Here is a 24951-nt window from a genome sequence, read left to right on the forward strand (position 1 = left end):
TATCTCCCCTGCCCCACAGCGTCATCCTGCCGCAGCCTCACCTCACCGCAACCCCCGCCGCCCGTCGGCCACTTCCCACGCCGAACCGCCAGCGCCAGCGGGCACCCCACCGCCGATCACCGCAGGCTGCGCTCAACGACCAGCCCGGCCCGACCGCGGGCCCTACCAGCTGCTGTCCAACCACACCTTCAAGTGCGCGGCCGGGCACGGCTGGACGAACAGCACGGACGGGGGTTGACATGCGGCCGGTGCTGATGCGGGTTGTGCCGAACTGGCTGAGCGACTTCTTCGTGGAGCTGGCCGGGCACTGGCAGATCAGCCGGGCTATCGATCGGGCTTTCGCCGCCGGGGATCGGGAGGCGCTCGCCGTGTTCAAGACCGGCACCCTCGCGGTCGTGTTCACCCGGCGCGGCCTGGCCGCCCGTGGGGACGAGTTCGTGGAGTACGCGCGGCGGGTGTGCGAGGCGGACGGCAGCTGCTACCGCTACCACCGCACCTTCGCTGACCGCGGCGAACGGGACTGAATCCGTGATCGACGCCTGTCGGCTGGGCGCCGGTGGGAAGACTGTGCCGGGGCCGCAGGGCCAGCCCCGGCCGGGAGGGGGACTGATGCTGGACAACCCGTCGCTGCGTTGCTCGGAGTGTGGGTCGTCCGAGCTGCGGGCGTCGTTCGTGGAGTACGCCGACGGGCGCCGGGATGTCTCCGGATTCGACTGCAGCCGGTGCGATTTGGGCTGGGAGGTGTGGGAGACGCCGGCGTTCGCCGCACCGGACTATGCGACGGCCTACTCGGGTGCGCCCGCGCTCTTGGTCGAGCATCTTGAGCTGATGCTGCACGCCAAGGAGGTGGAGGAGCGTGCCACGCTGGCGTTGACCGGCGAGGGCCGTCCGGTCGACAGCGGCGAGCACAGGCTCGTGCTGCTGCGGAAGGCGGCTTGGCTGGACCGTGCCGCCCACGAGCTCGAGGTGGAGTGGTACCTCGGGCGGTACAGCGACGCTGACGTCAACGACGCGAGTGGCAAGGCGGTTCGGGCCGCGTTCGAGTTGCTGAAGTTCGACCTGGACCACGGCGGCGCCTACACCTTGGGTCCGATCGGCGCGGGGTCGCCGGAGTGGGACATCGCTGGTGGGACGCGTGCGTATGTGCGTCAGGAGTACCGCGAGCTGCTGGACCGGTCGCAGCGTGTCGAGGACGCGGGGGAGGGGTCCACGGGATGCGGCGTCGGGATGCCCGTGTCTGGCGGAAGGCGCACAGCTTCGAGGACCTCTCCTGGCTTACGGTCGGTTGGCTGGAGGGCGCACTGCTGTCGCACCCCAATGGTCATCACGGCGGGCCCGACAGCGAGACGCGTCCGCTCATGCCGGTGCTGTGCGAGGCGTATCGCGGCGGGTTTCTCACCGAGGGCAGTCAGCCCGGTGAACTGGCCGAACAGGAGGGCACGTTGTGGCATCAGCGGGCCTACGTCTCCGGGTTCGCCGGCCCCGGCCTTGCCGGTGTGCTGGGCGAGGTGGCGCGGCAGGCCGGGCTTGTCACGCGCATCTACCTGCCTGCCGGGCGGCCGATGCTGCACGGCGGAGCCGTGGACGTGACGCGGTGGGGTGAGCGGATCAACACCGGGGTCGGCGAGTTCCTCAGGCCTCGTGCGGTGCGCTCGGTCTTCCTCGGGTGTCGGACAGACGCCGTGGAGGAGGTCTTGGCGGCGTGGCAGGTCACCGTCGTTGATCCCGAGTGGGGCCGCAACGATGTGTTGTGGGGGACGCTGCGTCGTGCGCTCGCGGCCCACCGGCAGGAAGGTGCGCAGCAGTGACCCTGGCCCGCAGATGGGGCGGCGGCTCAGGGTTTCGGGTGCCAACCAGCGGAGCCTTTTCACCGGTTGTGGTCTCTTGGGTGCGGGGGAGCGGCGGGGCCGGGGACGCGGCCGCGTCGTGGTCTGGGTCGTCCGAAGGGGTCTGAGCCGTGCAGTGGGCAGGACCATTGGCGCAGAGCGGAGCCCAGGATGTCGATGTTGGGGCCGTCGTTGAGGGACCAGGCCTTGCGGATGTGGGTCATGAGGGTGCGGGCGCTGTAGGGCGAGATGGTCAGTTCGAGACGTGCTTCAGCAAGTTGTTCAAGTGCTCCGTAAGGGCCTTCGGATTTGGCGTCTTCGCTGCGTCGGTCGAGGCCCGGGGTGGTGAGAATTTCCAGCAGGGTGAGGGAGAAGTAGCTGTATGCGGCGGCTTCGTCGATGAGTTGGCGCGCACTGTCGGTGATGTCGGTGTGGCGCAGGCGGGTGTCCGGGGTTTGGTGGGCGAACTCTGCGAGGGCGTGTCGCAGCGGCCCGTCGGTGCATTCGCATTGTGAGGTCTTGAGGTGTCCGCAGAGGGTGCGGAAGTCGCTGAGGATGTCGCTGCTGTCTTGGGTCCACTGTTGTTTGCCGAGCAGGGTGCGAAAGCCGGCGAGTGTCTCGGCGAGTTCTTCGAGGATGAGCTCGCGGGCGATGTGGGAGAGTTCGTGGGTGCCGGTCTTGGCCTGTATCTCTTCGATCTGCAGGCCGTAGCGGAGTAGGTCGCGCAGGAGCCCGCCGGAGAGGCTGTGGGCCAGGAGCGCGGTGTGAGGGGTGTGGTCCTCGGAGCGCTTGTCGAGGATGGTCTTGGCCTCGGTGAGGGTGCAGGCCTCCACGTGGATGATGTCGTCCAGTGAGCTGTCGGTGACATCTCGGTGGGGCAGGCCGCGGCGGACGAATGCGGCGCCGACATCTTCGGCGACGGAGATCAGGTAGTAGACGTGGCGGACGCCCAGGATGGCTTTGATCTCGGCGAGGAAGGCGAGAGCTTGGGCGTCGGAGCCGAGCCGGTCGACTTCGTCGATGCCGATGAGGACGCGCTGTTTGCGGCGGGCGAGGGTGTCGGCGATCTCGGTGAGGAGGTCGCGGAACTCTTCGACCAGCGCGGGGAAGTTGGGCGGCATCGTGGAGATGGACGTGGCGTGCGAGCCGCCCATGGTCATGATCTGAGCTGTCCCGTTGGACAGGGTGTTGGTCGTCGTCTGGATGGTCTGCAGGCGGTAGAGGTGGTTCTCGCAGCGGGTGACGAGCGGGGGTTTCGCGGGCCGGGGCCGCCATCCGGCAGCGCGGGCGAGGAGGCCGCCGGCGACCAGGCCGGTGAGCCTCAGCGGGTTTTCGGGGTCCGCCAGGAGTGCGTAGGTCGATGGGGTACGGATCAGGAAGTACAGCAGGTACGTGCCCACCAGGGTGGCCAGGAGCCGGAAGACGTCGGTGGCGTACACCGTCCAGCGGCCGATCTCCAGATGTGCGTCCATAAGCTGTAGTGACTGACTGCCGGCAAAGAGCAAGAGCCATCCGAAGCCCAGGAAGGCAGCGGCCGCAAAAGTGTTGAACTGGACGTCCGGGGCGAGCTGGCGGATCTGGGGGTCGAAGAAGACGCTGCCCAGGCTGGCGAGCGCGAGCAGCATCCCCAGCTTGGCGCCGAATCTGTTCCACAGTCTGCCCAAGGTCCGGGGGACCCACGGGTCGTGGCGGGAGCCCCACCAGGCCATGGCCACGATGATGACCACGACACTGGTGACGACGGCGTGGCCGTTCCACACTTCGCGGATCCAGTCCTGGACCGCGTGCACGGTCGTGTCCGCGGTATCGGCGACTGCGTCCTGGTACTGGTCGTACAGGGTGCGGGCCGCTGATGAGACCCCGAGGATCAGCAGGGCTGCCGCGGGCAGGGCGAACGTGGTCCAGCGGGCCAGGGCTTTGATCCGGCGGCGCGTGCTGTTCAGCATGCGATGGAACGGGGACAGCCGGGCGAACTCCGGTGCCGGGTAGCCCTCGTGCTGCATGTAGTCCTGGCACAGCCGCACGGAGAGCGAGACCAGGAAGTCGTGCGGGGCGTAGGTGGCCGGCGCCTGGACCACCAAGCCGAAATCGGCCTGATCAGCGGCGTGTTCCAGCAGGGTGGACTTGCCGACGCCGCGAGGGCCGCAGACGGCGATCGTGCCCTCGTCCAGGTGGCTGAGCTTGCGCTGCAGCTGATCCATGGCGCCGGTGGGAATGGCGAAGCCGGGTGCTCTTGGTGCGCGCAGACCGGTGGAGGCGCCCTGGGGGACGAACAGGGAGTCAGGGTCCTCACCCATAAGGTGGCGGATCATGCCGTCCATCACGGGGACGACGCCGTCGTCGTGAAGGGTCACGCCCCAGAACACGGCACGGTAGCCGAGTTCGACACGGCCCGCGGCGGCCGAGATGCCGAGTGCTGCGGCGATCAGGCAGCAGCGGAGGTTGAACCAGAAGGCGGTCCCGATCCAGAACAGGATGAACGTCCCCAGGGCCGCACTGAGAAGAGCTACCAGCAGAGCCAGAAAGCCGCTGGTGATGAGCACGATGAAGCTGGGGGCCAAGATCAGGGCGCAGACGATCCCCCAGGGCCACTCCGTCTGATCGGCGGCTGCCTGCTGTCTGGATCGGGCCCGCTCGAGGTCGACCGTGGCTTTGTCGTACGCAGTCTTCTCCTTCCTATCGCCGACCTTGGTGAAGACTGCGGCGCGGTACACGGGGGTGTGCATCTCGCGCAGAACGATGCGGCGCGTGGCCCGTGGCCGTATGTCGAGTTTCCGGGCTCGCTGCGGATCATCGAGTGCCGCGTCGACGCAGCGCTCGTAGACCTCGTCTCGGCTCGGCTCTCTGAAGAACTGGACCAGTTGGATCCAGGGGGCCAGCCAGGGCTTGTTCCGTAGTGACCACAACATCCGCGTCAGCCTCCCCCGGTTTCGGCTCGCGGATGTTAACGCTGCTCAGGCTCGGATCGCAGGCCCACTTCTGCCCGTGGCCGGAACACGTCTTCGTGGCTGGCGGAAAGGGGCGATGCCTCAGCAACTCCCGTGTGCGGAAGGGAGGATGGCGGGCATGACCTTCACCTGGAAGATTCCGCCATGGGAGCGCTTCGAGGACTGCAAGTACCTGACAGTGATGTTGACGGATGCCGGTGCTGGCCAGTTCAGGTTCACGTCCGAGGGAGTGCGAGGCGATGACCCGATCGAGGCACTGGCCGATCTGCTGATGACTCCGGGATCGCTGCTCGGTCTCATGCCGTCGTATCCGGCGCTCATAGGCGTAGTGGTGAGGCGCGGCATCGACTCGACATGGATAGCTGAGCCGCCGATCCAGGTGGACAGAGACGACCGCGGCCGGTGGCAGGTAGCCATCGCCGAAGCCGACTTGCCGGACGTCACCGTTTTCACTCCGTCGGAGATCTCTGGTCTGGTCAGCCGTCTGCAGTCCCAGTACGGCCGTACCCACTAGGGCCATGTCGAAAGTTGGGCGATGGCTGGGGCCGCGCGCCGCCGCAGCAGTTCCAGACCGGATCTACGAAAGTGGTGGCGGAGTTGGCTGGCGGTGAGCAGGACACCTCCTTGGTGCGTTCCAGGGAGCTGATCAGGAATCTGGAAGCGACTGTCCGCGAGTACGAGCGCGATCTCGTATGGAAGAAGCGGCGCACCCGACAGTTCAGAACTGCCTTTGGCCTAGCGGCTCTTTCCATTCCGTCGCTCGTGGCGTGGTCAACCGTGCAGGCCGAACACCACGAGCTCCTTGTCGCAGGGAACGCCATGTTGGGCTTCGTTCTGGCGGTCTCAGGACTGGCTCTGCTGGTCATGTCTATCGACCACATAGCCCAGCTTGGATGGTTCGCCGACACCACCTATCAAGCGCCAGACCGGTACGACCACACGCTGGGGGAACTGCAGGAGCGCTTGGACAACCAGCGGGAGGCTCTGCGACGGCTCAGCGCCGTCGTACAAGCTCCTTTGAGGGAGCGCAGAGGGCTGTATCGGGAGGATGTGGCAGAGGTCGTCGCCCAATACCAGGGGGAGAGTCGCAAGTATCGGCGGGTCCACAACTTTCTGCAGGCTCTGGTGATGGTCGGGTCGACCGCGATAACCACGATCGCCGCTGTAGATGCGCAGACCTGGAACTGGCAGAACATCTCGGTGGTCTGTCTGGGGTTCTGTGTGACCCTCGCTACCGCCTTCAGCGGCTATTACAAGTACCGGGAGCGCAGCTACTTCTTGCGGCAGACCGCTGATGCCATCGAGGAGGAGGCAACCGCCTTGGCCTTGGGCGTGGGCGAGTACCGCGACTTCACCCAGGAACAAGGGGACGAGGCGCTGGCCAAGTTTACCCAGCGAGTCGAGGCACTGAGGAATGAACAGCGCAGGCGTGAGCAGCAGTTGGACCAGCCAGCCGATCAGGCGGCTGTAGCGCCCCCGCCCTCTGTCTGAGCGCTGCGGATTGAACCAATAACCAACTCGGCTCGCACAACCCGCGCCACCGAACTGCCTATCGTGGTCGCCTGAGGCTGTTCCTTCGGATAGCGACCAGGCTGTGCCACCGTTCGCGGGTGTGCTGCAGCCCGGTCAACCAGGACGCGGGGGAGGGGGCTTCGAGGGGCCGGTCGGCCATGAAGGCGGCGATGTCCACGTAGTAGGGGTACTCGCCGCCAGCGGTGAGCGTGCGCAACCGCTCGAGGACGCCGTCGATCGGGGCGGCCTGTACGGCCTGGTGGAAGGCGACGGCGAGTTCGAGCAGGACTTGGACGGCGGTGAGGCCGGCGAGTTCGGCTTCGGTGCGCAGCAGGTGGGCGCGGTCGCCGAACTGGGTGGTTGTGGTGCCGGCGTCGCGGACGAGTTCGGCGATCTGCACGGTCAGGGTGGTGGCGCGCAGGTCGAGACCCGTCAGGTAGTGGTGGGCGAGGTCGATTTCGTCGTCGGCGGCCGCGGGGTTGATGAAGGCTACGGCGAGGGCGCGGTGGGCTTGGCCGTGGGCGCGTTCGCCGGCGACGCCGTGCTGGTCGGCTTCGTTGCGGGCGGCTTCGTAGGCGGCGGCCGCGCCGGTCATGTCGCCCTGGGGCCACAGCACGTCGCCGCGGACCCGGTGGTGGCGGCCGCTCACGCCAAGGGTGCGGGCGGCCTCGAGGGCGGTGGGGAAGTCGCCGCTGATGCGGGCGAGGTGGGCCAGGCCGCGGCGGGCCGCGGTGGCGAGCCGGCCACCGCCCGCGGCAACGAGCTGCATCCCGGCCCGGGAGTCGGCCGTGCGGCCGAGGTCGCGCTGGGCTTTGGCCTGGTAGTACACGGCCATCTCGAACAGCTCGGTGGGCAGCGGCGCGGTGGCGATGACGGCCTGGAGCCGCTCCACGGTCCGCTCGCGGTGTTCGTGCTGGCGGCGGGCGATGGCGCTGAGTAGTTCGACCAGGCCGCCGGCCGCGGTGTGCAGTTCGCGGCCGGGCTCTGCGGTGGGCGGGGCGAGCGGCTCCCACACGGAGTCGCTGATGTACTGCCAGGCCGCGGCTTCCAGCCAGTCGAGGTGGAGGTCGAAGTCGGCGGCCAGGGCGGGGCCTTGGCGCAGGCAGCTCACGAGCAGCAGCCGGTCGGTGCCGGTGTGCTGGGCGTACTGCTGGCCCAGGGCGGCGAAGGCGCGGCGGGCGGCGGTGCGCCAGTCGGCCGTGGTCCAGGCGTCGTCGGTGTGGTCGTCCGCGGTGCGCAGGGTGGAGCGGGTCAGGGCGTGCAGGTGGTAGGGCCAGATGCCGTACGGGTTTTCGCGGATGAAGGGCCGCTCGATGAGGCGTTGAACGGGGGCTTCGCGGTCCAGGCCGGCGGCCGCGGTGGCCAGCGGCAGGTCGAAGGAGTCGAGCAGCGCGACCGAGCGCAGGACGTTGCGCTCCTCCGGTGTGAGGTCCTGCAGGGTGCGGGCGATGAGCGCGCTGAAGTCGGTGTCGAAGTCGGCGGGCTCGGGGGTGCGGCCGGTGCGGCGGATGTCCAGGTACCGCATCACCGACAGGTCCAGATAGAGCGGCAGGCCGTGGGAACGGCTGGTGATCACCGTGCGGATGGCCGGGGTGATCAGCGGCTGGCCGTCGGTGGTGAGCCGGCGGCTCAGGTAGTCGTCGCAGTCCTGGGCGGAGAAGTCCCCGATCAGGATTTGCCGGTGCCGGTGGCCGACGGCTTCGGGCGCGGTACGAGCCCGCGGGACCGCGCCGTGGGTCAGGCCGGGCCAGGCGGTGGGGCCGGTGAGGTCGAGCTGGCCGTGGAGGCCTTCGTCTGCCCACTGCAGGCGGTCGCGGCCGGTGACGATGAAGTACGCGTTCGGCATGAGCCAGGTGATGCGCTGCAGCAGCCGCTCCAGGTCCCGGTGGGTGCGGGTGCCGACGTCCTCGAACGTGTCGAAGAGGATGACGGGGACGACCTGGTCGGCGGGCCCCAGTTGGGCGAGCTCCCAGGCCAGTAGGTGCGGGTAGTACGACAGCGCGTCCAGATCGGGTTCTGCCTCGAGCAGGTCGGCCAGGCGTGCGCAGCCGGCCAACGCCCGTACGCTCTGTCGGCGTTCGCGCAGCGCCCCGACCAGGGATGTCGTCACCTGCCCGATGAGGGAGCCGACGGTGCCGGGCAGTGTCAGCGCCTGGGCGACATCCGCCAGGGCGCTCTGCAATTGCTGGGGCAGGCTCTGGCCGAACTTCGAGGCGAGACCGCCGCGGCGCAGGTACTCCTCCAGCGGCTCACCGGGGTGGACATGTTCCCAGTAGCGGCGCAGCGCCAGGTCGAAGGCCGGCAGCGGACGGTTCAGGGCCGCGGCGAGCGCGAGCCGGATGGTGAAAACGATCTGCTCGAAGTCGGTGTTCGCGGATCGGGCGAGATCGATGCGCACCGGCACCAGGCGGGCGCCGCCGATCCGGAAGGCGGCCCATTGCGCGGGGCGCTGGGTGGTGTCGGCGAGCGCGACTTCGAGTTTCCGCGACAGGGCCGTCTTGCCGATGCCGCCGATGCCGTAGAAGACGAGCACGTTGTCGCGCGGGGCCTCGACGTCCTCCACGCTGAAGGACAGGCCAGCGATGTGCTGCAGGTGTGCGCTGAGCGCGGCGGTGACCAGGTCCCATTGGGCTTGGCGGTTGGTGAAGGCCTCGCCCGCGGCCAGAGTCCGGTCGTTCACGCTGAACAGCGCCCGCAGATCCCGCCCTGCCACACCCACACCCCCGAAGTGATCACAGCTGGCACCACCTTAGGCCCGCGTCGGCAACGACTACGGAAGCCCAGTTCGTCTCCGCTTCACGAACCGAGCTTCGGCACACGGGAGAAACGCTCCCTGTTGAAGGGTCACCGCAACCAGATACACGGCCGGGGAGTCCTCACTACGTGCAATCACCTTCGACGTGGCGTCGGTCCAGCAAACGCGGGCTGCGCCTTTGGCCTGTCGGCATTGTCCTGGCTCTGGCCTTCGCTGCTGCTCTGCTGGTCGCCGCCGGTGTGTTCCTCACGGCATGGGACCTACTGGGCGCTCGAGGACTGAAAACCGAGCAGCAGATCGACTCCAAGACGCTGTTCGACCTCGTGAAGCTGTCCTTCGGCGTGGTCGCCGGGGCCGGTGCGCTGGTCGCCTTGATCGTGGCCTACCGGCGTCAGCGTGTGGACGAGGATGGCGCCCTTCGCGATGTCACCCGCCTGCACACCGAGCGCTTCACCACCGCGGTTTCCCAACTCGGGGATGAATCGGCTGCGGTACGCCTGGGCGGCGTGCACGCTCTGGCCGGCCTCGCCGACGACGCCCCCAGCCCTGAGCTGCGTCAGACCTGCATTGATGTCCTGTGCGCGTACCTTCGCCTGCCCTACACCAGCGAGAACGAGCTCCCGGCAGGCGATACGGCCGCGCGCCACACGTTTCTGGCTCACCGCGAAGTCCGGCACACGGTGATCCGCATCATTCGCGACCACCTCCGCCCGGGCGCTGATCAACAGCGATCCTGGATGGGCTACCACCTGGACTTCACCGGTGCCGTCTTCGACGGTGGAGACTTCTCCGGCTCGGTCTTCACCACAGGCGGCACCGTCGATTTCAGCAACGCGGTGTTCCTCAGCGGCAAAGTCGACTTCAGTGACGCTCACTTCCAGGGAGGCGAGGTCACCTTCCACAAGGCACATTTCAGCGGCAGCAAGGTCGACTTCAGCTCGGCCTGGTTCAGCCTCAGCCGCGTCGACTTCCGCGGTGCGAACTTCGAGCACGGCACTATCAGCTTTGGTCAGACGAGGCTCGAAGAGTGCAGCCTGGACTTCACCAACGCAGGGTTCGCTGGCAGCAGGGTCAGCTTCAGTCGCGCCCTGCTCGTCGGTGGCTTCATCATCTTCCAGCGCGCAGCATTCAGCGCCAGCACCGTCAGCTTTATCCGCACAGGCTTCGCAGGCAGCAACGTCGACTTCCGTGACTCGGAGTTCCACGGTGGCATGACACTGTTCCACCACGCGGACTTCTCCGGCGGAGTGGTCGACTTCACCTATGCCGCATTCTTCGGTGGGACCGTCAGCTTCTCTGATGCCCGTGGCGCGGTGCAGCCCCTCGGGCTGGTGCCGGCTGATGGAACTCTGCCGGATGGGCTGGAAGTCCCGGCCTCCTGGCGTCCGTCAACCGCCTGAGCTTGTTCTTTATCTACCAAGATCGGCCGGGTCTGCCGATGGCTTTGAGGGTCTCGGGGCGTTTGACGGTTTTGCCGACGTCGTAGCGGGGTGCGGGGTGGCGGTTCTTGATCCCGGGCGGTCGTCCGGGACCGGCGCCGCGAGGTTGGGGAACACGGGCGGGGCAGGACAGGTGGGCGCGGATGTTCCTGAACCCTCGCCGGACCCGGGCCGGGGTGAGCTGGGCGAGTTCGGCGGGTTTCTCCCAGGGCTGGCGGAGATCGGCGGCCAGTGGCCGGGCGAGGCGGAGTTGGGTGTGTGCGACGACCAGAAGCCAGGTCCAGCGGTCCGCGGCCTCGGGAGTACGCAGTTTCGGGGTGGTCCAGCCGTGTCGGTGTACACGTGAACGTGGCCCTGGCAAGATTTTCGTGAAGCCGGGCTGTGCCACCGTGCGCCGGTGACGCTCCGTCACGGGTAACGGGAGTCTCGACGAGTGTGATGACCTCGTACGAACTGCGTCGCCGCACCTGGTATGCACGCCGGCCCGGGATGGGCAACCGCCGTTCTTCAACCACCCTGCAGGAGTCAACTGGTGACTGAGCCCGAGCAGTTCTCCCGCATCAAAATCCGCGTCGCAGCAGCCCTCTTCCACAACGACCAGGTCGCCCTGATCCACCGCTCCAAGAACGGCCGCGACCAGTACACGCTGCCCGGCGGCAACGTCGACGACGGCGAGGCGATCCCCGCCGCTCTCGCGCGAGAACTCGACGAGGAGCTCGGCCTGAACCTGCAACACCTGAGCCGGCAGCCGGAGCTGACCTGGATCCAGGACGCGATGCTCACCCGCCCCGGCTCCACCCCCTCACCCCGCAAACTGCACCTCGTCTTCCGCCTCCACATCGACCAGGCGCAGCGCGCACGCCTGCGCACCGTCGAGCACGACGACACCGCAGGCGCCGGCCACCTCATCTGGAGCCACTACAAGGAGACAGCCGACAAGGCGCTGTTCCCGCCCGTCCCGCTCGCCGAACTCCCCGCACCGGACGCCCCCGTAACCGCCGCCCAGGCGTGGGCCCTTCCACTGAACGACACCAACTACCAGTGGATCTGACCCCAATGACCAGCCCCCACTGAGCGAACGGGCGCAGCGCGCACCACCCCCGACGGTGCCGTTGGTTCATGGTGGAGGGGCGTAGCTCTGTCGGCGGTAAATGACAGCGCATGTCGGTGAGTTCTGGCAGCGACCACCGTGACGAACGCGGTGGCTTTGTTCACGAGTTTGGACAGCAGTTGTTCACCATCTCGGGAGGCAGGCGGATCGGACCTGAGGTCATGTTCGTGAGAACGGGAGGCACCATGTCGTGCGGCCTCCTGGGAGTCGCCCGTCCATGCCTCCGGTCACGGCCCTTCCGCCAACCGTTAGATCGTCCGCCAGCATGGGGCGTCGTCATCAGGGACGTCCGGAGACGCGAAGTGGAAGGGCACGCGAAGGTGGCCAGCCAGCGCCCGGCCGGCCTCGGCGGCGGCAACACCAGGAGGAGGGGCGTCAGATCGGTGGTAGATAGTCGCCAGGTGGCCCTCCCCTTCCGGGGCGTCCAGAACGGCGACCAGGAGCACGAACCAGTCGTGCACTGTATCCCCGTCCCAGAGCGCCTCCACCGCCACCACACGTCCTGGGAGAGCCGCGGCGCGGGCCGCGAGCGAGGGGAGGTCCAGCGGATCAGGCGGCGTCCGCTCCACACGGTCGCCCAGAGCCTCGTACCGCGCGTGGACCACCCGCTCGGCTTCGTGCAGGCCCACCCCCAGCGGGCGCAGCGCCTCCCAGACGGACCTGACCGCCGACAGCCGGCGGTCGCGCAGCACGTCGGCATCGACCTCTCGGCAGGTCCGTTCCTCCAGGTAGGCCCACCAGCCGCTCACTGGGCCACCAGCCGGGATCTCAGGGTGCACTTCATAGGTTCGAACGTACGCCAGGCCTCGGTGCCCGCCCTGGCCGCCTTCTTGGTGGTGCTGTCGAATCTCGTGAACATTCCGCCCTGGTGTCGTGGGCTTCCCGCCTCCCAAACTGGTGTCGAAGTGCTGTCCGATCTCGTGGACAAAGCCACACCGGCTCCGGAAAGGCGCCGAGCCAGGCTCCCGGTCATACCCCGGGCACCGGGCTCCACTCCCAGCCCGCCCACAGCGACTGGCTCTGTCCCAGTACCCACAGCCGTCGGATCGCTCAGAGAGCGCGGCTAATCCAGGTGTCGTGGTCGGAGCATCACGGTGAGGGGCGGGGAGTCCGGTGAGGGCTGGGAGCCGCCGATCGTCTGGTATCCCCAGCGGGCGTACAGGGCCTGGACGCGGCCGTCCTGGTTTGCCGGGGAGACCATCAGCGACACCGCGGGTTCGGGGCGTTCGGCGAGGAGTTCGTCGTGGATGAGCTTGGCGATGCCGCGGCGCCGGTGGGGTTCGACCACCATCATTTCCTTGATCGCGACCGTGGGTGTGGCGGTGACCTCGGGGGAGGGTGCGGGGGTGGTCCGTTTCCACCACCGGTCCTCTGAGGTGAGGCTGTTCACGTAGCCGTAGCCGACCGGCACACCGTCCACGCTCGCGATCACGGTCTCCCAGCCCGGTTCCTTGCCGTGCCGGGCGAGGCGCTCGGCGTAGCGCTCCACGCTGTAGTGCGGGTCATGGAGCTGGGCGCGGCGGACGTCGGCGTAGATCTCGATGAGGGTTTCCCACACTTCGTCGATGTCGCGGGCGTGGACCAGGTCAGCCATGAGTCCTCCGAAGGTGAGCGTGGGCGAAACCGTCCCACTGGCGGGCGGGCGTACTGGTCGGAGCGGTGCGCTGCAGTGCCTGGCTGAAGCCGGTCAGCATGCCGGCGACCCGGGGGTGCGCGATCGAGGCAACGGGGATGGACATCGCGGTGTCCACGGCCGGTCCGAGGTCGCCCTGGCCGAGCTGGGCTTGGGCGAGGCGGGCGGTGGTGATCGCTCGGGTGCGCTCCAGTTCGGGGCGGAGCGCTGCGAGGCTGCGGTGGGCGTGGGCTTCGGCGGTGGCGTAGTCGCGGGCCGAGAGGTGGGCGGCTGTGGCGAGGCTGTGGAGCTCGGCCCGGTCGAAGAACGCAGTCAGCCACAGCGGCCTCGGTTCGGCCGGGTCGGCGCGGTCGAAGGCGTCCTGCGCGAGGCCGAGGGTGCGGCGGATGGCGAAGGTGTCGCCCTGGATGCCGTAGATCGCGGCGTGCCGTGCGTGGCCGAGGGCGGCGTAGATCGGGTCTCGGCGGGTGATCGGGAGGCGGCGGGCGGCGTCGTTCGCGGCGAGGGCATCGACGGGGCGGCCGAGGTGGCGGTACAGGGATCCGGCGTGGGACCAGATGCGGAACTGGATCGCATGGTCGTCGGACATGCCGGCCAGGGTGGAGGCGCGGTCGAAGTGGCGTTGCGCGGCGTCGAAGCGGCGGCCGTCGATCGCTGCCCACATCGCCGAGGACGTGAAGGATGCGGCGGTGGCGTAGACGGCGGACTGGATGCGCTGGGAGCACGAGTCCCGTTGCAGGAGTTCCAGGGCCTGGCCGGCGAGGCCGAGTGCCTGGGTCTCGATGGTGAGCCGGCCGCCCTGGCGGTGGTCCTTGGCGATGATCTCGGCGAACTTCGCGTGCAGGCGCTGTATGTCGCCGGCCCCGACTCTGCGGGGCGCACCCTGCGCGGGCCCCGTCGTGGCGGCGCCGACGATGAGGCCGACCGCGGCGGCATGGAAGGTGCGGCGGAGCACGGGGTCCTCCTGATCGTTCCTGGTGCGGGGAGTGAAACCCAGCTCCGTTGCTGTGCAGCCGAACACCATCTCTATGGCGATGCGCTGCTTCGTGTGCGGCCATCCGGTCTTCCCGGACACGAGGTTGAACACGCTGCGCGCCGAGACCTTCCCTCGGGTGCCGGTGAGCTGTCCGATCGCATCGTTCATGAGCTCGGCTAACTCCGCTTGAGTCATGTCGAGTTCACGCATGCGCGCCCGGAGGGCGTCGTTGGCCGCCACCTGTTCAACGTAGCCGTGTGATCCGCACCGGCCCCAGTGCGAGGGTCAAATTTTCCGGTTGCCCCCATCCAGGTCAACCCGCTTTTTCATCGCCTGCACCGTCCGTGCGCCGCTGTACTGAACCCGACCGCCCCACCGATCGAGGAGACGAGCGCGGTGACCGTGACTGAGCAACCGAAGCCCCAGACCGACACCGGCACCGACCCCAGACCGATCGACGTCGCCCAGGTCGACGAGGACAGCGACTGGGCGCTCCAGATCCGCTTCAACGTCCCCGACCGGCCCGAGATCGACGACCGGCTGTTACGCCTCACCGGCGCTCTGAACCTCCTCGTACGCGAGGGCTTGGCCGAGAACAACCCCGAGGCCCGGGCCTTGTACCGCGCCGCCTATGTGCTGCTCGGCCACCAGGGCGTCGAGCGCACCGACGCGCAGGCCTACGAGCACGTACGCGCCCTCGCCCGGGTGGCCCGGACCTTCGCCGCTCTGTACCGCCGCCGCTGACCGGATGGGAGTCCCGTTCGTGCATCAGCTCATCGCCAGCCCGCAGCAGCACACGTACTTGATCGCACGGCCAGGGGTGAAGCGCGGAGCTCGGCTTCCCGCCGACCACTATGAGCAACTCCGCAACGCGGCCCAGATAGACGCTGCGGTGCCTGAGTGGCTCGCGCACATGGCCAGCGCCGTATGGGGTCTGCGACTGGCCGGGCAGCCCATGAACGGGCACGTCCTCGTACGGGAGCGGGCCGCGCTTGGGTACTCCCGCGCCACGTGGGAGATCAACAAGGGCTGCAACTTCGACTGCGAGCACTGCTTCCTCGCGCAACGCGAGTTCGAGGGCATGACGTGGGAGCAGAAGACGCAGCTCATCGACATCCTGCGGGATGCCGGCGTGCTGTGGCTTCAGTTCACCGGCGGTGAGCCCACCATCGACAAGGACTTTCCGGCTGCCTACGAGTACGCCTACCGCCAGGGCATGTTGTTGGAGATCCTCACCAATGGCTCCCGCCTGGCCGCCGCCCCGGTCCTGGACCTGCTGACCACGCTGCGCCCGCACAAGATCACCGTGTCTCTGTACGGGGCGAGCGACGCGTCTGCCGAGGTACTGACCCGCTCCCCGAAGGCGTACAGCCGGGTCATCAAGGGCCTGATGGCGATCCGGGAGGCGGGGCTGAACACCGAGATTGCGCTGATCGTCACCACGCACAACGCCCACGAGATCATCGCCATGCGCACCATCGCCGCCGACCTCGCGGACACGGTGACCGAGTACGCGAACATCAGCCCCACCTACGACGGGCAGCCCGACCCGCTCGCCACCCAGGCACCCGAATTCCTCGACCGATCCACGCCGTTCACCAGCTGCCCGGCCGGCCACACGTTCCTGCACGTTGACCCGATCGGCTTGGCCACCATGTGCAAGGTCGGCCGTGAGAACCCCATCAATCTTCTGGACACCGGAGTCGAAGGGCTCGCGGACCTGCCGCGTATCGCCGATGCCCAGATGCTTCGCACCGGAGGCTGTACGGGCTGCAAACTCTCCGGCACCTGCCGGGTCTGCCGGCCGCTCGCCAAGGCCTACCAGGAAGCGAAGGCACCGCTGAATACCTACTGCCAACACGGACAAGGAGTACGCGCATGACCGCCGTTGCCGTAGAGATCCGCCCCCGCCCCACCGAGGACGCACCGGAGCCCGAGGCCCTGATCGTCGTTGAGGACATCGAGGCCCTGACGACCGGGGCCATGCCCGGCTGCAGTGACGACAACCCCTACCGGTAACCCGTCGCGACCACCACGGGCCCCACTCGGTACCGGGTGGGGCCACGCTCCACCTCACCGCGAGAAGAGTCTTCGAGCATGCCGACCGAGCGCTTCACCTTCGACACCTTGCCGCCCGCCGCGGTGGACGCGATCACCACCCACACGGGGCCCATCGAGACCGTCACCGAGACGAGCAGCGGCTTCAACTCCGAGATCAGCGCCCGCATCACCACCGAGACGGGCGACCTGTTCGTGAAGGGGATGCGCACCGACCACCCCCGCGCCTGGACCCAGCAGCGCGAAGCCGACACCAACCCGTACGTCCACGGGATCACCCCCGCCCTGCGGTGGCGCGTCCAGACCGATGGGTGGGACGTGCTCGCCTTCGACGCGATCGACGGCCCTCACGCCGACTACGCCGACACCTCGGACCTGGTCCTGGTCGCCGACATGCTGACCCGCCTCTCCCACATCCCCGCGCCGGCCGACCTCGAGCTCAAGGACGCCGCGCACCGACTCCGCGACCATGCTCCCGCCGAAGCCCTCGACCTGTTCGCCGGTGACCATCTCCTGCACACCGACCTGAACCACACGAACGTCCTCGTCGACGGCGAGCGGGCGCTCCTCGTCGACTGGGCCTGGGCTACCCGCGGCGCCCCGTGGCTGGATGCGGGCTATTGGGTGCTGTGGCTGATCTCAGACGGTAGCCACAGCGCCGAGTCCGCGGAATCGTGGGCCGCCCGCATCCCCGCCTTCCGTACCGCGCCGCGAGCAGGAGTGGATGCATTCGCCGAGGCCAACGAGAGCATCTGGGCCGAGATCGCCGCGGCCGACCCCGACCCGTGGACGCAGCAGGTCCACACCGCTGCCAAGACGTGGGCCACACACCGCACCCGGAAACCCTGACGACCGCCACCCCGGAGGTACCGATGACGCACGTGTTCCCGTGGCAACAGCGCCTCGCCGCCGGCGACGGCAGGGGTTTGCCGGCGTCCGGGGCAGCGAGCGTTCGATGTGACGGTGAGCGTTTCGTTGTCGAGGATGAGGTGCGCGTTGCCCGATCGCAGCGAAACACGCGTCGACTCGCGTACGGCAGCATCGAAGTAACTTTCGGTCTGCACACACTGATCCCTGCTCGGCTCTGCGTGCCGCACGCCCCCAAGTCCCGTAGCGGAGTGTTTTCTTCATCGTCCGCGCGCCGCTGCAGCGCCTACCGCCCGCGAGCCCGCCGTTGGTGAACAGGGGTGCGGAAGGTCGTGGATCTACGCGGTGCACTCTCCGGTAACGTCAAGGTATGAGTCATCCCCACCCTGAGCTGAAGCCCGCCCCGCCGCTGCCGGAAGGAGGGCTGCGGGTCGTCGCCCTGGGCGGCCTGGGGGAGATCGGCCGCAATATGACCGTCTTCGAGTACGCGGGCAAGTTGCTGATCGTCGACTGTGGCGTGCTGTTCCCCGAGGAGCATCAGCCGGGGGTCGATGTGATCCTCCCGGACTTCACCTCGATCCGTGACCGCCTGGACGACGTCGTGGCCCTGGTGCTGACCCACGGTCATGAAGACCACATCGGGGGAGTGCCCTACCTGCTGCGGGAGCGGCGGGACATCCCCGTCGTCGGCTCCAAGCTCACCCTGGCGTTCTTGGAGGCCAAGCTCAAAGAGCACCACATCCGGCCGAAAACGGTACGGGTCCGTGAAGGTGACCGGCGCGAATTCGGGCCGTTCGAGTGTGAGTTCGTGGCCGTCAACCACTCCATCCCGGACGGCCTCGCGGTCGCGCTCCGCACCGGCGCGGGGATGGTGCTGCACACCGGCGACTTCAAGATGGACCAGTTCCCCCTGGACGACCGGATCACCGACCTGCGCGCGTTCGCCCGGCTCGGCGAGGAGGGCGTCGACCTCTTCCTCACCGACTCCACCAACGCGGAAGTCCCCGGCTTCACCACCTCCGAGCGCGAATTGACCCCCGCCATCGACCACGTGATGCGCACCGCGCCGCGCCGGGTCATCGTCTCCAGCTTCGCCAGTCACGTGCACCGCATCCAACAAGTGCTCGACGCCGCCCACGCATACGGACGCAAGGTCGCCTTCGTCGGCCGCTCGATGGTCCGCAACATGGGCATCGCCCGCGACCTCGGCTACCTGAACGTGCCGGCCGGCCTTGTGGTCGCCACCAAGGACCTGGAGAAGCTGCCCGACGAGCAGATCACCCTGGTGTGCACCGGCTCCCAGGGCGAGCCGATGGCCGCCCTGTCCCGGATGGCCAACCGCGACCACCAGATCCGCATCGGCAAGGGCGACACCATCCTGCTCGCCAGCTCCCTCATCCCCGGCAACGAGAACGCCATCTACCGCGTCATCAACGGCCTGACCCGCTGGGGCGCCCACGTCGTCCACAAGGGCAACGCCAAGGTGCACGTCTCCGGACACGCCAGCGCCGGCGAACTCGTCTACTGCTACAACATCGTCAAGCCGCGCAACGTCATGCCGGTGCACGGCGAGTGGAAACACATGCGGGCCAACGCTGATCTCGCGATCCGCACGGGCGTGGACCCCGATCACGTCGTAATCGCTGAGGACGGCGTCGTCGTCGACCTCATCGACGGGCGGGCCCGCATCACCGGCAAGGTGCCCGCGGGCAACGTCTATGTGGACGGCATGGAGGTCGGCGGCGCCACCGAAGCCTCCCTCAAGGACCGTCGCACCCTCGCCGAGGAAGGCGTGGTCACTGTCGTGGCGCTCGTGGACGCGGACACGGGAGCGCTGACCGAGCCGCCGGACTTCCTGGCCCGCGGTTTCGTCCACGACGAGACCACCTTCGAGCCGGTCGTCCCCGTAATCGAAAAGACCCTGGCCGCCGCGGCCGAGGAAGGCGTCGGCGACGCGCACCAGCTCGAACAGCTCCTCGCTCGCGCGGTGGCGAACTGGGCCTTCCGTACCCACCGGCGCAGGCCGCTCGTTATCCCCGTGATCATCGAGGCCTGAACACTTCCGGCTCGAAGGGGCCCGACATTCAGGCCGACAGGAACTGCCACCCCGGCCCCACGGGCCTGAGAAAGGCCGAGTCATGGGCAAACGTATCGAGGAACTCGACTGGCGTTCGACCCCGATGGGCGACCTCTGTCTGCGCCGCCGCCGAGACCCGGCGACGGGCCGGGACGTCCACGAGGTCAAACTCGGCGACGAGTTCCTGATGTCCAGCCTCTTCACGAGGGCGAGATCGCCCTCACCCGGCTCGGCCTGGAGCACCTGCAAGGCGACGAACTCGACGTCGCCGTAGGGGGGACTCGGACTCGGCTACACCGCCCGGGCAGGGCTTCCCAAGGCCTCGAGGTCTGACACTCACCCACACAAGCAGCCGTCCACGCGCACATGCACCGTAAGGCTGTACTACCGGACCGGATACAGGGCCAGAGCACCACTCCCGGCCGTCGCAACGGGTCCCGTACACGGTCCACGGGACCAGCCGCGCCGAGTGCATGGCCGCTCTCACCCGCGCGTGCAAAGTGCTCGGGCTGCAACCTGTGCTGATGCCGCGCCAGTTGACCGACGATCGGTGGATCGCCCGCGCTGCACCTACTCCTGCGGGTTCAGGTGGCAGTGGTGCCAGTCTGCATCCTCGTGCGGCTTGGCCCCGAACATCCTGAGGACATACACCGTGCCGCCGAGTTCGATCATCCCTGCGGGCCGGCCGTGCTCGATCAACCGGCGCCGTGACCTCCTGCCCAGCACAAGGCCCGCCCTCGATCCCCAACCGCATCATGCGGGGACCAACGGCGGGCCAGGCGTGCGACTTACGCAGTCTCAGTCGGAGATGGGCCGCAGCGAGATACGCGGGATCACTGGTGTGGGACTGCCGTGCCCTGGCTTGGTCGGCTGCCTACGACATGACTGCGCGGGCGCACGACGACACTACGTTGGAGCTGTTGATCCTGCAGCTGTAGACCTTCACGTCGCGGACGTCCTTGAAGGTCCAGCTGTGGTCCTTGGTGGTCCCGACGCCGGTGGTCACCTTGATCGGATTGGCGGTCGCGTAGACCCACGAACTGCCGTTCCACTTGTAGTAGGTCAGGTGCAGGGCGGCACCGTACCCGTCCGAGCACAGGTCCCGCTCATAGGCGTCGAACCCGCCGGCGTATGACTGGTAGCCACCCTTGACGCCGCCGTTCTCGTAGTAGGTGTAGGTGCCGACTGCCTTGGTCGTTAGGTCGCAACCACGAGACCAGTCAGCAGGACCGTTGGCGTAGAAGTTGAGCGTGACGGCGCTGGCTGGCGTGGCGAAGGCCAATACTGCCGCCGCTGCGGCACATGCCGCTATGGCCGTTCTCCTCATGAGTTTCATGAATGTCAGAAGCCTCCATAATCCCAGTGATCGTGAAGGTGGAATGTCGCAGGTCACCGGCGGGATGTATTGGAGGAATGCGCAGTCGGCGTCAGCTGCTCGTGGAGCTCTTGCCCCACAACCGGTTGTTGTTGGTCGTCTCGCTGTGTTTCTGGTGCACGGGCCCGTGTAGTGGTGGTGATGCTTGTCGGGCACGACGTCCTTGGCGCGGCGCAGTACGCGGCTGAGCAGGGTGGTCGGGGCGCCGAACACGATCCCGACGACCACAGGGTCGGCTTCGCCGGCCGTTCACCTACCCCCTCCGGCCAGGCAACCGTGATCGTCCCGGCCGGCCGTTTCGCTCATGAGGTACTGGACGGCATCGGTTTCGACTGGTGCGAAGTGGCGGGTGAGGATGCCCGACTGGCCGGTGAGGGTCTGTGGGCGGCTGTGGGACGCGACCCGGCGACGGGCCGCCTGAGCGCCGCGTCCCCCAACCGCAACAACAGCGGCGCCGTCCTTCTGACCCCCACCGCCACGGCCCTTGCGGCGGTGGCGGGGCGCACGATCCGTCCGAGACGGCGACGCGAGCGCCCCGCCACCCCCGCCGCTGTGCATCCGGTGCGGGTTCGGCGTCCGGCCCCGGTGGGGTGGGCGGCACGTACGCCGGCGACATTTCGCGCGGCCATCCTCTTGCAGGTGACTGCCACCGGGCGACTCCACCTGGGTCAAGTACCGCCTGTTCAGCACCTCTTGGACGATCACCTCGACCTCGCCCGGTAGCCGCCTGCGCATGTGGAGAGGGGCTTGTGGGGATCAGCCGAAGGTGCCGTTCACGGCAAGCGGACCGTCCCCTTAACCAGCCGCCAGTGCCCGCCGTGTCGCTGGTGTTGCACCAACGCCCTGGTGCGGACCCTGTGACCTCAGGCCGCTTGGGCGGTCGCTGCGAGGACCAGTTCGCGCAGGGTGACGCGCTGGGGCTGCTGGTACGCGAAGCCGATCGCCGCGGCCACGTCCTGGGGCGCGAGCACCTCGATGGAGTCCTTGAAGGCCTGGTAGTCGGCCTTCAGCGCCTCGTCGGTGGTGTGTGAGAGCAGCTCTGTCTCCACGGCTCCCGGGGCGATGGTGATCACGCGGATCCCGTGGCCCGCGACCTCCTCGCGCAGGCTTTCCGACATGCCGTGCACGGCGAACTTGCTGCCGCTGTAGACCGTGTGGCCGGGATAGGTCTTGCGGCCCGCCACCGAGCTGACGTTGATCACCGTGCCGCGGCCGCGCTCGATCATGCCGGGCAGGACCGCACGTATCCCGTGGAGCAGGCCCCGCACATTGACGTCGAACATCCGCTCCCACTCGTCGGCCTGCTGCTTGGCCACCTCGCCCAGGAGCATCACGCCCGCGTTGTTCACGATCAGGTCGGCGGGGCCGTAAAGCGATTCCCCCTCCCGGACGGCGCCGGCCACCGCCGCGGCGTCGGTGACATCGACGGACCTGGCGAGAGTGTCGGGGAGTGCGAGCGCCTCGATCCGCTCCACCCTGCGGGCAAGCAGCAGGAGGGGGTGGCCGAGCGCGGAAAGGGTACGGGCGGTGGCGGCGCCGATGCCCGAGCCGGCTCCGGTGATGACGGCGAGGGGCTTGGACGCGGTGTTCGTGTCGGTGTTCATGTCCTCAACCTTGATCGTCCGGCCGACCCCGAACAACAGCCGGTCGCGCAACGATCGATAACCTGAGGGTTATGGAACACCGGGATGTCGAGATCTTCTTGGCCCTCACCGAGGAGCTGCACTTCGGACGCACCGCGCGGCGCCTGCACGTGTCGCAGGCCCGGGTCAGCCAGAGCATCAAGCAACTGGAGCGACGCATAGGCGCCGCACTCTTCGAACGGACCAGCAGACGCGTGGAGTTGACGGCGATCGGGCGCCGCCTCGCGGACGACGTACGTCCTGGCTACGAGCTGATCAGGGACGGCATGGAGCGGGCGGTCGCCGCGGGGCGCGGTCTCGCCGAGCCGCTGCGTGTCGGGTTCAGCAGCCCGCTCGCGGGTGAGCTCGTGCTGTTCGCCGCTTCCGTCTATCGCGAGCGGCACCCTGAGGCCGGTGAGGTCCTGCTGCACGAGACTCCTCTCTCGGACCCCTTCGGCCTGCTGCGCTCGGGCGAGCTCGACCTGTTGCTGGCCCAGTTCCCCGTCGTCGAATCCGATCTGGCCACCGGCCCCGTACTGATCTCCGACACTCGTGTGCTGGCCGTCTCCACCGGGCACCGCTTCGCGAAGAGGCCCTCCGTTCGGGTCGACGACCTCGCCGAGGACAAGGTGCTCAGCCTCTCGGGGCCCGTCCCGGACTACTGGCTCGACCATCTCCTGCCGCGTACGACTCCGGCGGGCCGTCTTGTCGAGCGCGGTGAGCGGGCGGCGACCCGGCAGGAGCTCCTGGCCCTGGTCGGGGCAGGGCGAGGGGTGCATCCGGCCGCCGCGCACGAGGTCAGGTACTACGCGCGACCGAACATCGCGTACGTTCCCTTCGACGACGCTCCTGCGCTGGAGTACGGCCTGGTGTGGCGGACCGCGGCGGACACGGTCCGCATCCGTGCGTTCGCCGAGGCGGCGCAGGAGACGGTACGTCGGCAGGGCGGCCCGCAGGACGTCTGCGCGCAGTGCCGCTGATCAGGCGCAGCCGGGCATGAACGGGGCACCGGTTCTCGCCTTCGGTGCGCTGGCCTTGGGCGTACTCCTGATCGTGGTGGCGCTGCTGTGCTTTGTGCCCGCTCCAGTGGTTCATGCTGTGTGGCTCGGCTCTCCTGGCATGATCGGGGGGTGACGACGTTGTTCCTGATGGTCGGTTTGCCGGGGGCCGGCAAGACCACGAAGGCTCGGCAGCTCGCCGAGGAAGACCACGCACTGCGGTTGACGCCTGACGAGTGGATGATCCCGCTGTTCGGCAAGCTGCTGGAGGCGGACGACAGTCGCGACGTTTTGGAAGGCCGGCTCCTGTGGGTTGCTATGGAAGCGTTGAAAGTTGGCGCCAACGTGGTGCTGGACTTCGGATGCTGGTCCCGCGACGAAAGATCCGCGATCCGCTGGCTGACCGAATCCGCGGGCGCCTCCTTCCGCCTCGTCTACGTGGCGGTGGACCACAAGACCCAACTGGCTCGGATCGCTCACCGCGAAGCGACCACCCCCGAGGAAACCCTCCCGATCAGCGAGGCCGATGTCTTGCGCTGGAGGAGCCTGTTCGAGGAGCCCGACGAGGCGGAGCTCGGCGCGCTTGAGGTTGGCGGGCCGCCGGCCGGTTGGTCGACCTGGCGGGAGTGGGCCGCCGGGCGATGGCCGTCATTCGCATGATCCTGGATTTGCCGTACGTGCCCTAGGACTTCTCGGTTCGGGCTGGTGTTACAGGCGCAGCAGCAGCTCGGTGATCTGTCGGTACTGGTCCAGTGTGAGCCGCAGTTCTTCCGGCTGCAGTTCGGTGTCCTCGTCCTGCCAGCCTGTGCGCAGGAGGCGGCGGTGCTCGGTGAGGGCGGCGGTCAGCCGGGTTATGGCGTCGCTGAGGACGGCGTCGGCTTCTTCCACTGCCTGGCGCGGTTTGTCCGTGGAGGTGTCGAGGGCTTGCTGGAGGCGCAGCGCGAGCTCGTCCCGTTCGTTTTGCGGGAGCAGCACCGGGTCGGTGGCGCGGTCGCGTTCACGAGCCGGTTCGGTGCGGGAGGGCTGCGGGCCACGCCGCTTCGTGGGGTCTGGAGTTTTGCTGGGAGGTTGTTGCGCGCGTTGCTGGTCGTACATCATCACGTACCGCTTCCTTCCGATGGGGCTGTCTCCCTGCCCACGGTACGTGCCGGCGCAGGGGGCCAACGGTCGTGCGGCAAACGACCGTTGGGTAAGGCTGCTCCGGTGTAGATGCTGCGTTCGGATGGGAGCGCACCCCGAAAGGGGGCCACACGATGCCTGGGCGGCATATCGAGCACGGGAAGTACGGGGCCCGCGGTACCAAGGGCAGTGAAGCCATCGCCTGGAAGGCCGATGATGTCGCAGATGGAATCGCGACCCCCATCGAGTAGAAGCGCGGTCTGCTGGCGTGTCTCAACTACCTGACACGCTCCGAGCGTTCCCGGAAGGCGGCGCGCGAGGCCGGGCTTCCCTGTGACCGCACCGTGAAGGCCTGGCGCGAAGGCAGGCGCAAGCGCAGGCCGTCAAAGGCCGGCCTCGAAAAGGGTCGAGCGGGCCTACCATGCGGTGCGCCGGCAGAACGTCGCCCGCTCGCTGAAAGCCCGCCTCGACCGTGAGGGTCGCGGCACGCGGGTTGAGATGCACCTGCAGAACCGATCCCAGGCCGCGCGTCCGTACCAGTGCCACATCCCCGACCGCGATATCAACGTGCGCGGTTGGGGCCGCATCGTGGTTGCCTGGGCAGCTCAGGACCGACAAGCGCTCGACCAGGAACG

General features: G+C 68.2%; 22 protein-coding genes and 1 pseudogene. 14 read left to right on the forward strand and 9 right to left on the reverse strand.

Annotated elements, in window-relative coordinates:
* Positions 1–239: 239 nt before the first annotated feature.
* Positions 240–524, forward strand: a complete 285-nt coding sequence (locus G6045_RS19055) for a hypothetical protein (protein ID WP_165333200.1) — start codon at positions 240–242, stop codon at positions 522–524.
* Between the two features lie 690 nt (positions 525–1214).
* Positions 1215–1808, forward strand: a complete 594-nt coding sequence (locus G6045_RS19060) for a DUF6919 domain-containing protein (protein ID WP_165333201.1) — start codon at positions 1215–1217, stop codon at positions 1806–1808.
* Between the two features lie 59 nt (positions 1809–1867).
* On the opposite strand, the gene G6045_RS19065 is transcribed toward G6045_RS19060, so the two are convergent.
* On the reverse strand, positions 1868–4735 hold the full coding sequence (locus tag G6045_RS19065) for a hypothetical protein (protein ID WP_165333202.1): 2868 nt from the start codon (positions 4733–4735) through the stop codon (positions 1868–1870).
* A gap of 157 nt (positions 4736–4892) precedes the next feature.
* Between G6045_RS19065 and G6045_RS19070 the strand changes: the two genes are divergently transcribed.
* Complete coding sequence (locus G6045_RS19070; protein ID WP_165333203.1) at positions 4893–5288, forward strand: hypothetical protein; 396 nt, start codon at positions 4893–4895, stop codon at positions 5286–5288.
* Positions 5289–5359: 71 nt separating this feature from the next.
* Complete coding sequence (locus tag G6045_RS19075; RefSeq protein WP_328707825.1) at positions 5360–6265, forward strand: DUF4231 domain-containing protein; 906 nt, start codon at positions 5360–5362, stop codon at positions 6263–6265.
* Between the two features lie 58 nt (positions 6266–6323).
* Here the strand turns inward: G6045_RS19075 and G6045_RS19080 are convergent, their stop codons facing one another.
* Positions 6324–8999 (reverse strand): ATP/GTP-binding protein, encoded by a 2676-nt coding sequence (locus G6045_RS19080; RefSeq protein WP_165333204.1) that lies wholly within the window; start codon positions 8997–8999, stop codon positions 6324–6326.
* A gap of 170 nt (positions 9000–9169) precedes the next feature.
* Between G6045_RS19080 and G6045_RS19085 the strand changes: the two genes are divergently transcribed.
* Positions 9170–10441 carry a pentapeptide repeat-containing protein gene (locus G6045_RS19085; protein ID WP_165333205.1) on the forward strand — a complete coding sequence of 424 codons (1272 nt, stop codon included), beginning with the start codon at positions 9170–9172 and terminating at the stop codon, positions 10439–10441.
* A gap of 13 nt (positions 10442–10454) precedes the next feature.
* On the opposite strand, the pseudogene G6045_RS41510 reads toward G6045_RS19085, so the two are convergent.
* Positions 10455–10808: pseudogene (locus tag G6045_RS41510) on the reverse strand (NF041680 family putative transposase); the annotation flags it as partial.
* Positions 10809–11012: 204 nt separating this feature from the next.
* Between G6045_RS41510 and G6045_RS19095 the strand changes: the two are divergent.
* Complete coding sequence (locus G6045_RS19095) at positions 11013–11531, forward strand: NUDIX hydrolase (RefSeq protein WP_165333206.1); 519 nt, start codon at positions 11013–11015, stop codon at positions 11529–11531.
* A gap of 308 nt (positions 11532–11839) precedes the next feature.
* On the opposite strand, the gene G6045_RS19100 is transcribed toward G6045_RS19095, so the two are convergent.
* From G6045_RS19100 to G6045_RS19110, 3 genes are all read right to left on the reverse strand, one after another.
* Positions 11840–12340, reverse strand: a complete 501-nt coding sequence (locus tag G6045_RS19100) for a hypothetical protein (protein WP_165333207.1) — start codon at positions 12338–12340, stop codon at positions 11840–11842.
* Between the two features lie 314 nt (positions 12341–12654).
* Positions 12655–13185: a GNAT family N-acetyltransferase gene (locus G6045_RS19105; RefSeq protein WP_165333208.1), complete on the reverse strand. Its 531-nt coding sequence runs from the start codon at positions 13183–13185 to the stop codon at positions 12655–12657.
* Positions 13178–14368, reverse strand: a complete 1191-nt coding sequence (locus G6045_RS19110; protein ID WP_235968045.1) for a tetratricopeptide repeat protein — start codon at positions 14366–14368, stop codon at positions 13178–13180. The genes G6045_RS19105 and G6045_RS19110 overlap by 8 nt, the downstream gene beginning before the upstream one ends.
* Positions 14369–14602: 234 nt before the next feature.
* Between G6045_RS19110 and G6045_RS19115 the strand changes: the two genes are divergently transcribed.
* The 6 genes from G6045_RS19115 (at position 14603) to G6045_RS19140 (ending at position 19476) form a co-directional block, all read left to right on the forward strand.
* Positions 14603–14944 carry a DUF6415 family natural product biosynthesis protein gene (locus G6045_RS19115; protein WP_165333209.1) on the forward strand — a complete coding sequence of 114 codons (342 nt, stop codon included), beginning with the start codon at positions 14603–14605 and terminating at the stop codon, positions 14942–14944.
* Positions 14945–14963: 19 nt separating this feature from the next.
* On the forward strand, positions 14964–16082 hold the full coding sequence (locus tag G6045_RS19120; protein WP_165333210.1) for a radical SAM protein: 1119 nt from the start codon (positions 14964–14966) through the stop codon (positions 16080–16082).
* The gene (locus G6045_RS19125) at positions 16079–16219 is read left to right on the forward strand and encodes a hypothetical protein (protein WP_165333211.1); all 141 of its coding nucleotides are present in this window, start codon (positions 16079–16081) and stop codon (positions 16217–16219) included. The genes G6045_RS19120 and G6045_RS19125 overlap by 4 nt, the downstream gene beginning before the upstream one ends.
* Before the next feature lie 78 nt (positions 16220–16297).
* Complete coding sequence (locus tag G6045_RS19130; RefSeq protein WP_165333212.1) at positions 16298–17107, forward strand: phosphotransferase family protein; 810 nt, start codon at positions 16298–16300, stop codon at positions 17105–17107.
* Positions 17108–17495: 388 nt separating this feature from the next.
* Positions 17496–19181 carry a ribonuclease J gene (locus G6045_RS19135; RefSeq protein ID WP_165333213.1) on the forward strand — a complete coding sequence of 562 codons (1686 nt, stop codon included), beginning with the start codon at positions 17496–17498 and terminating at the stop codon, positions 19179–19181.
* Positions 19182–19263: 82 nt separating this feature from the next.
* Positions 19264–19476, forward strand: a complete 213-nt coding sequence (locus G6045_RS19140; RefSeq protein ID WP_408056344.1) for a hypothetical protein — start codon at positions 19264–19266, stop codon at positions 19474–19476.
* Positions 19477–20076: 600 nt separating this feature from the next.
* On the opposite strand, the gene G6045_RS19145 is transcribed toward G6045_RS19140, so the two are convergent.
* Positions 20077–20538: a hypothetical protein gene (locus tag G6045_RS19145; RefSeq protein ID WP_165333199.1), complete on the reverse strand. Its 462-nt coding sequence runs from the start codon at positions 20536–20538 to the stop codon at positions 20077–20079.
* 902 nt (positions 20539–21440) lie between these two features.
* Entirely contained in the window at positions 21441–22181 is a 741-nt protein-coding gene (locus G6045_RS19150) for an SDR family oxidoreductase (protein WP_165333214.1), read from the reverse strand.
* Between the two features lie 71 nt (positions 22182–22252).
* Here G6045_RS19150 and G6045_RS19155 point away from each other — a divergent pair, with 71 nt between their 5' ends.
* On the forward strand, positions 22253–23179 hold the full coding sequence (locus G6045_RS19155; protein WP_165333215.1) for a LysR family transcriptional regulator: 927 nt from the start codon (positions 22253–22255) through the stop codon (positions 23177–23179).
* A 150-nt stretch (positions 23180–23329) separates the two neighbouring features.
* A complete protein-coding gene (locus G6045_RS19160) occupies positions 23330–23857 on the forward strand; it encodes an AAA family ATPase (protein ID WP_165333216.1) in 528 nt (175 codons plus the stop codon).
* Positions 23858–23905: 48 nt separating this feature from the next.
* On the opposite strand, the gene G6045_RS19165 is transcribed toward G6045_RS19160, so the two are convergent.
* Entirely contained in the window at positions 23906–24295 is a 390-nt protein-coding gene (locus tag G6045_RS19165; protein WP_165333225.1) for a hypothetical protein, read from the reverse strand.
* Between the last annotated feature and the right edge of the window lie 656 nt (positions 24296–24951).

The organism is Streptomyces mesophilus (assembly GCF_011044995.1).
GTDB classification, from domain to species: domain Bacteria; phylum Actinomycetota; class Actinomycetes; order Streptomycetales; family Streptomycetaceae; genus Streptomyces; species Streptomyces mesophilus.

What these genes read in the sequence shown, in the direction of transcription:
- G6045_RS19165 (WP_165333225.1), bottom strand. Translation starts at nt 24,295, where the DNA reads ATGATGTACGACCAGCAACGCGCGCAACAACCTCCCAGCAAAACTCCA.
- G6045_RS19130 (WP_165333212.1), top strand. Translation starts at nt 16,298, where the DNA reads ATGCCGACCGAGCGCTTCACCTTCGACACCTTGCCGCCCGCCGCGGTG.
- G6045_RS19135 (WP_165333213.1), top strand. Translation starts at nt 17,496, where the DNA reads ATGAGTCATCCCCACCCTGAGCTGAAGCCCGCCCCGCCGCTGCCGGAA.
- G6045_RS19105 (WP_165333208.1), bottom strand. Translation starts at nt 13,185, where the DNA reads ATGGCTGACCTGGTCCACGCCCGCGACATCGACGAAGTGTGGGAAACC.
- G6045_RS19140 (WP_408056344.1), top strand. Translation starts at nt 19,264, where the DNA reads ATGGGCAAACGTATCGAGGAACTCGACTGGCGTTCGACCCCGATGGGC.
- G6045_RS19110 (WP_235968045.1), bottom strand. Translation starts at nt 14,368, where the DNA reads ATGAACGATGCGATCGGACAGCTCACCGGCACCCGAGGGAAGGTCTCG.
- G6045_RS19150 (WP_165333214.1), bottom strand. Translation starts at nt 22,181, where the DNA reads ATGAACACCGACACGAACACCGCGTCCAAGCCCCTCGCCGTCATCACC.
- G6045_RS19125 (WP_165333211.1), top strand. Translation starts at nt 16,079, where the DNA reads ATGACCGCCGTTGCCGTAGAGATCCGCCCCCGCCCCACCGAGGACGCA.
- G6045_RS19055 (WP_165333200.1), top strand. Translation starts at nt 240, where the DNA reads ATGCGGCCGGTGCTGATGCGGGTTGTGCCGAACTGGCTGAGCGACTTC.
- G6045_RS19070 (WP_165333203.1), top strand. Translation starts at nt 4,893, where the DNA reads ATGACCTTCACCTGGAAGATTCCGCCATGGGAGCGCTTCGAGGACTGC.
- G6045_RS19060 (WP_165333201.1), top strand. Translation starts at nt 1,215, where the DNA reads ATGCGGCGTCGGGATGCCCGTGTCTGGCGGAAGGCGCACAGCTTCGAG.
- G6045_RS19065 (WP_165333202.1), bottom strand. Translation starts at nt 4,735, where the DNA reads ATGTTGTGGTCACTACGGAACAAGCCCTGGCTGGCCCCCTGGATCCAA.
- G6045_RS19145 (WP_165333199.1), bottom strand. Translation starts at nt 20,538, where the DNA reads ATGAAACTCATGAGGAGAACGGCCATAGCGGCATGTGCCGCAGCGGCG.
- G6045_RS19155 (WP_165333215.1), top strand. Translation starts at nt 22,253, where the DNA reads ATGGAACACCGGGATGTCGAGATCTTCTTGGCCCTCACCGAGGAGCTG.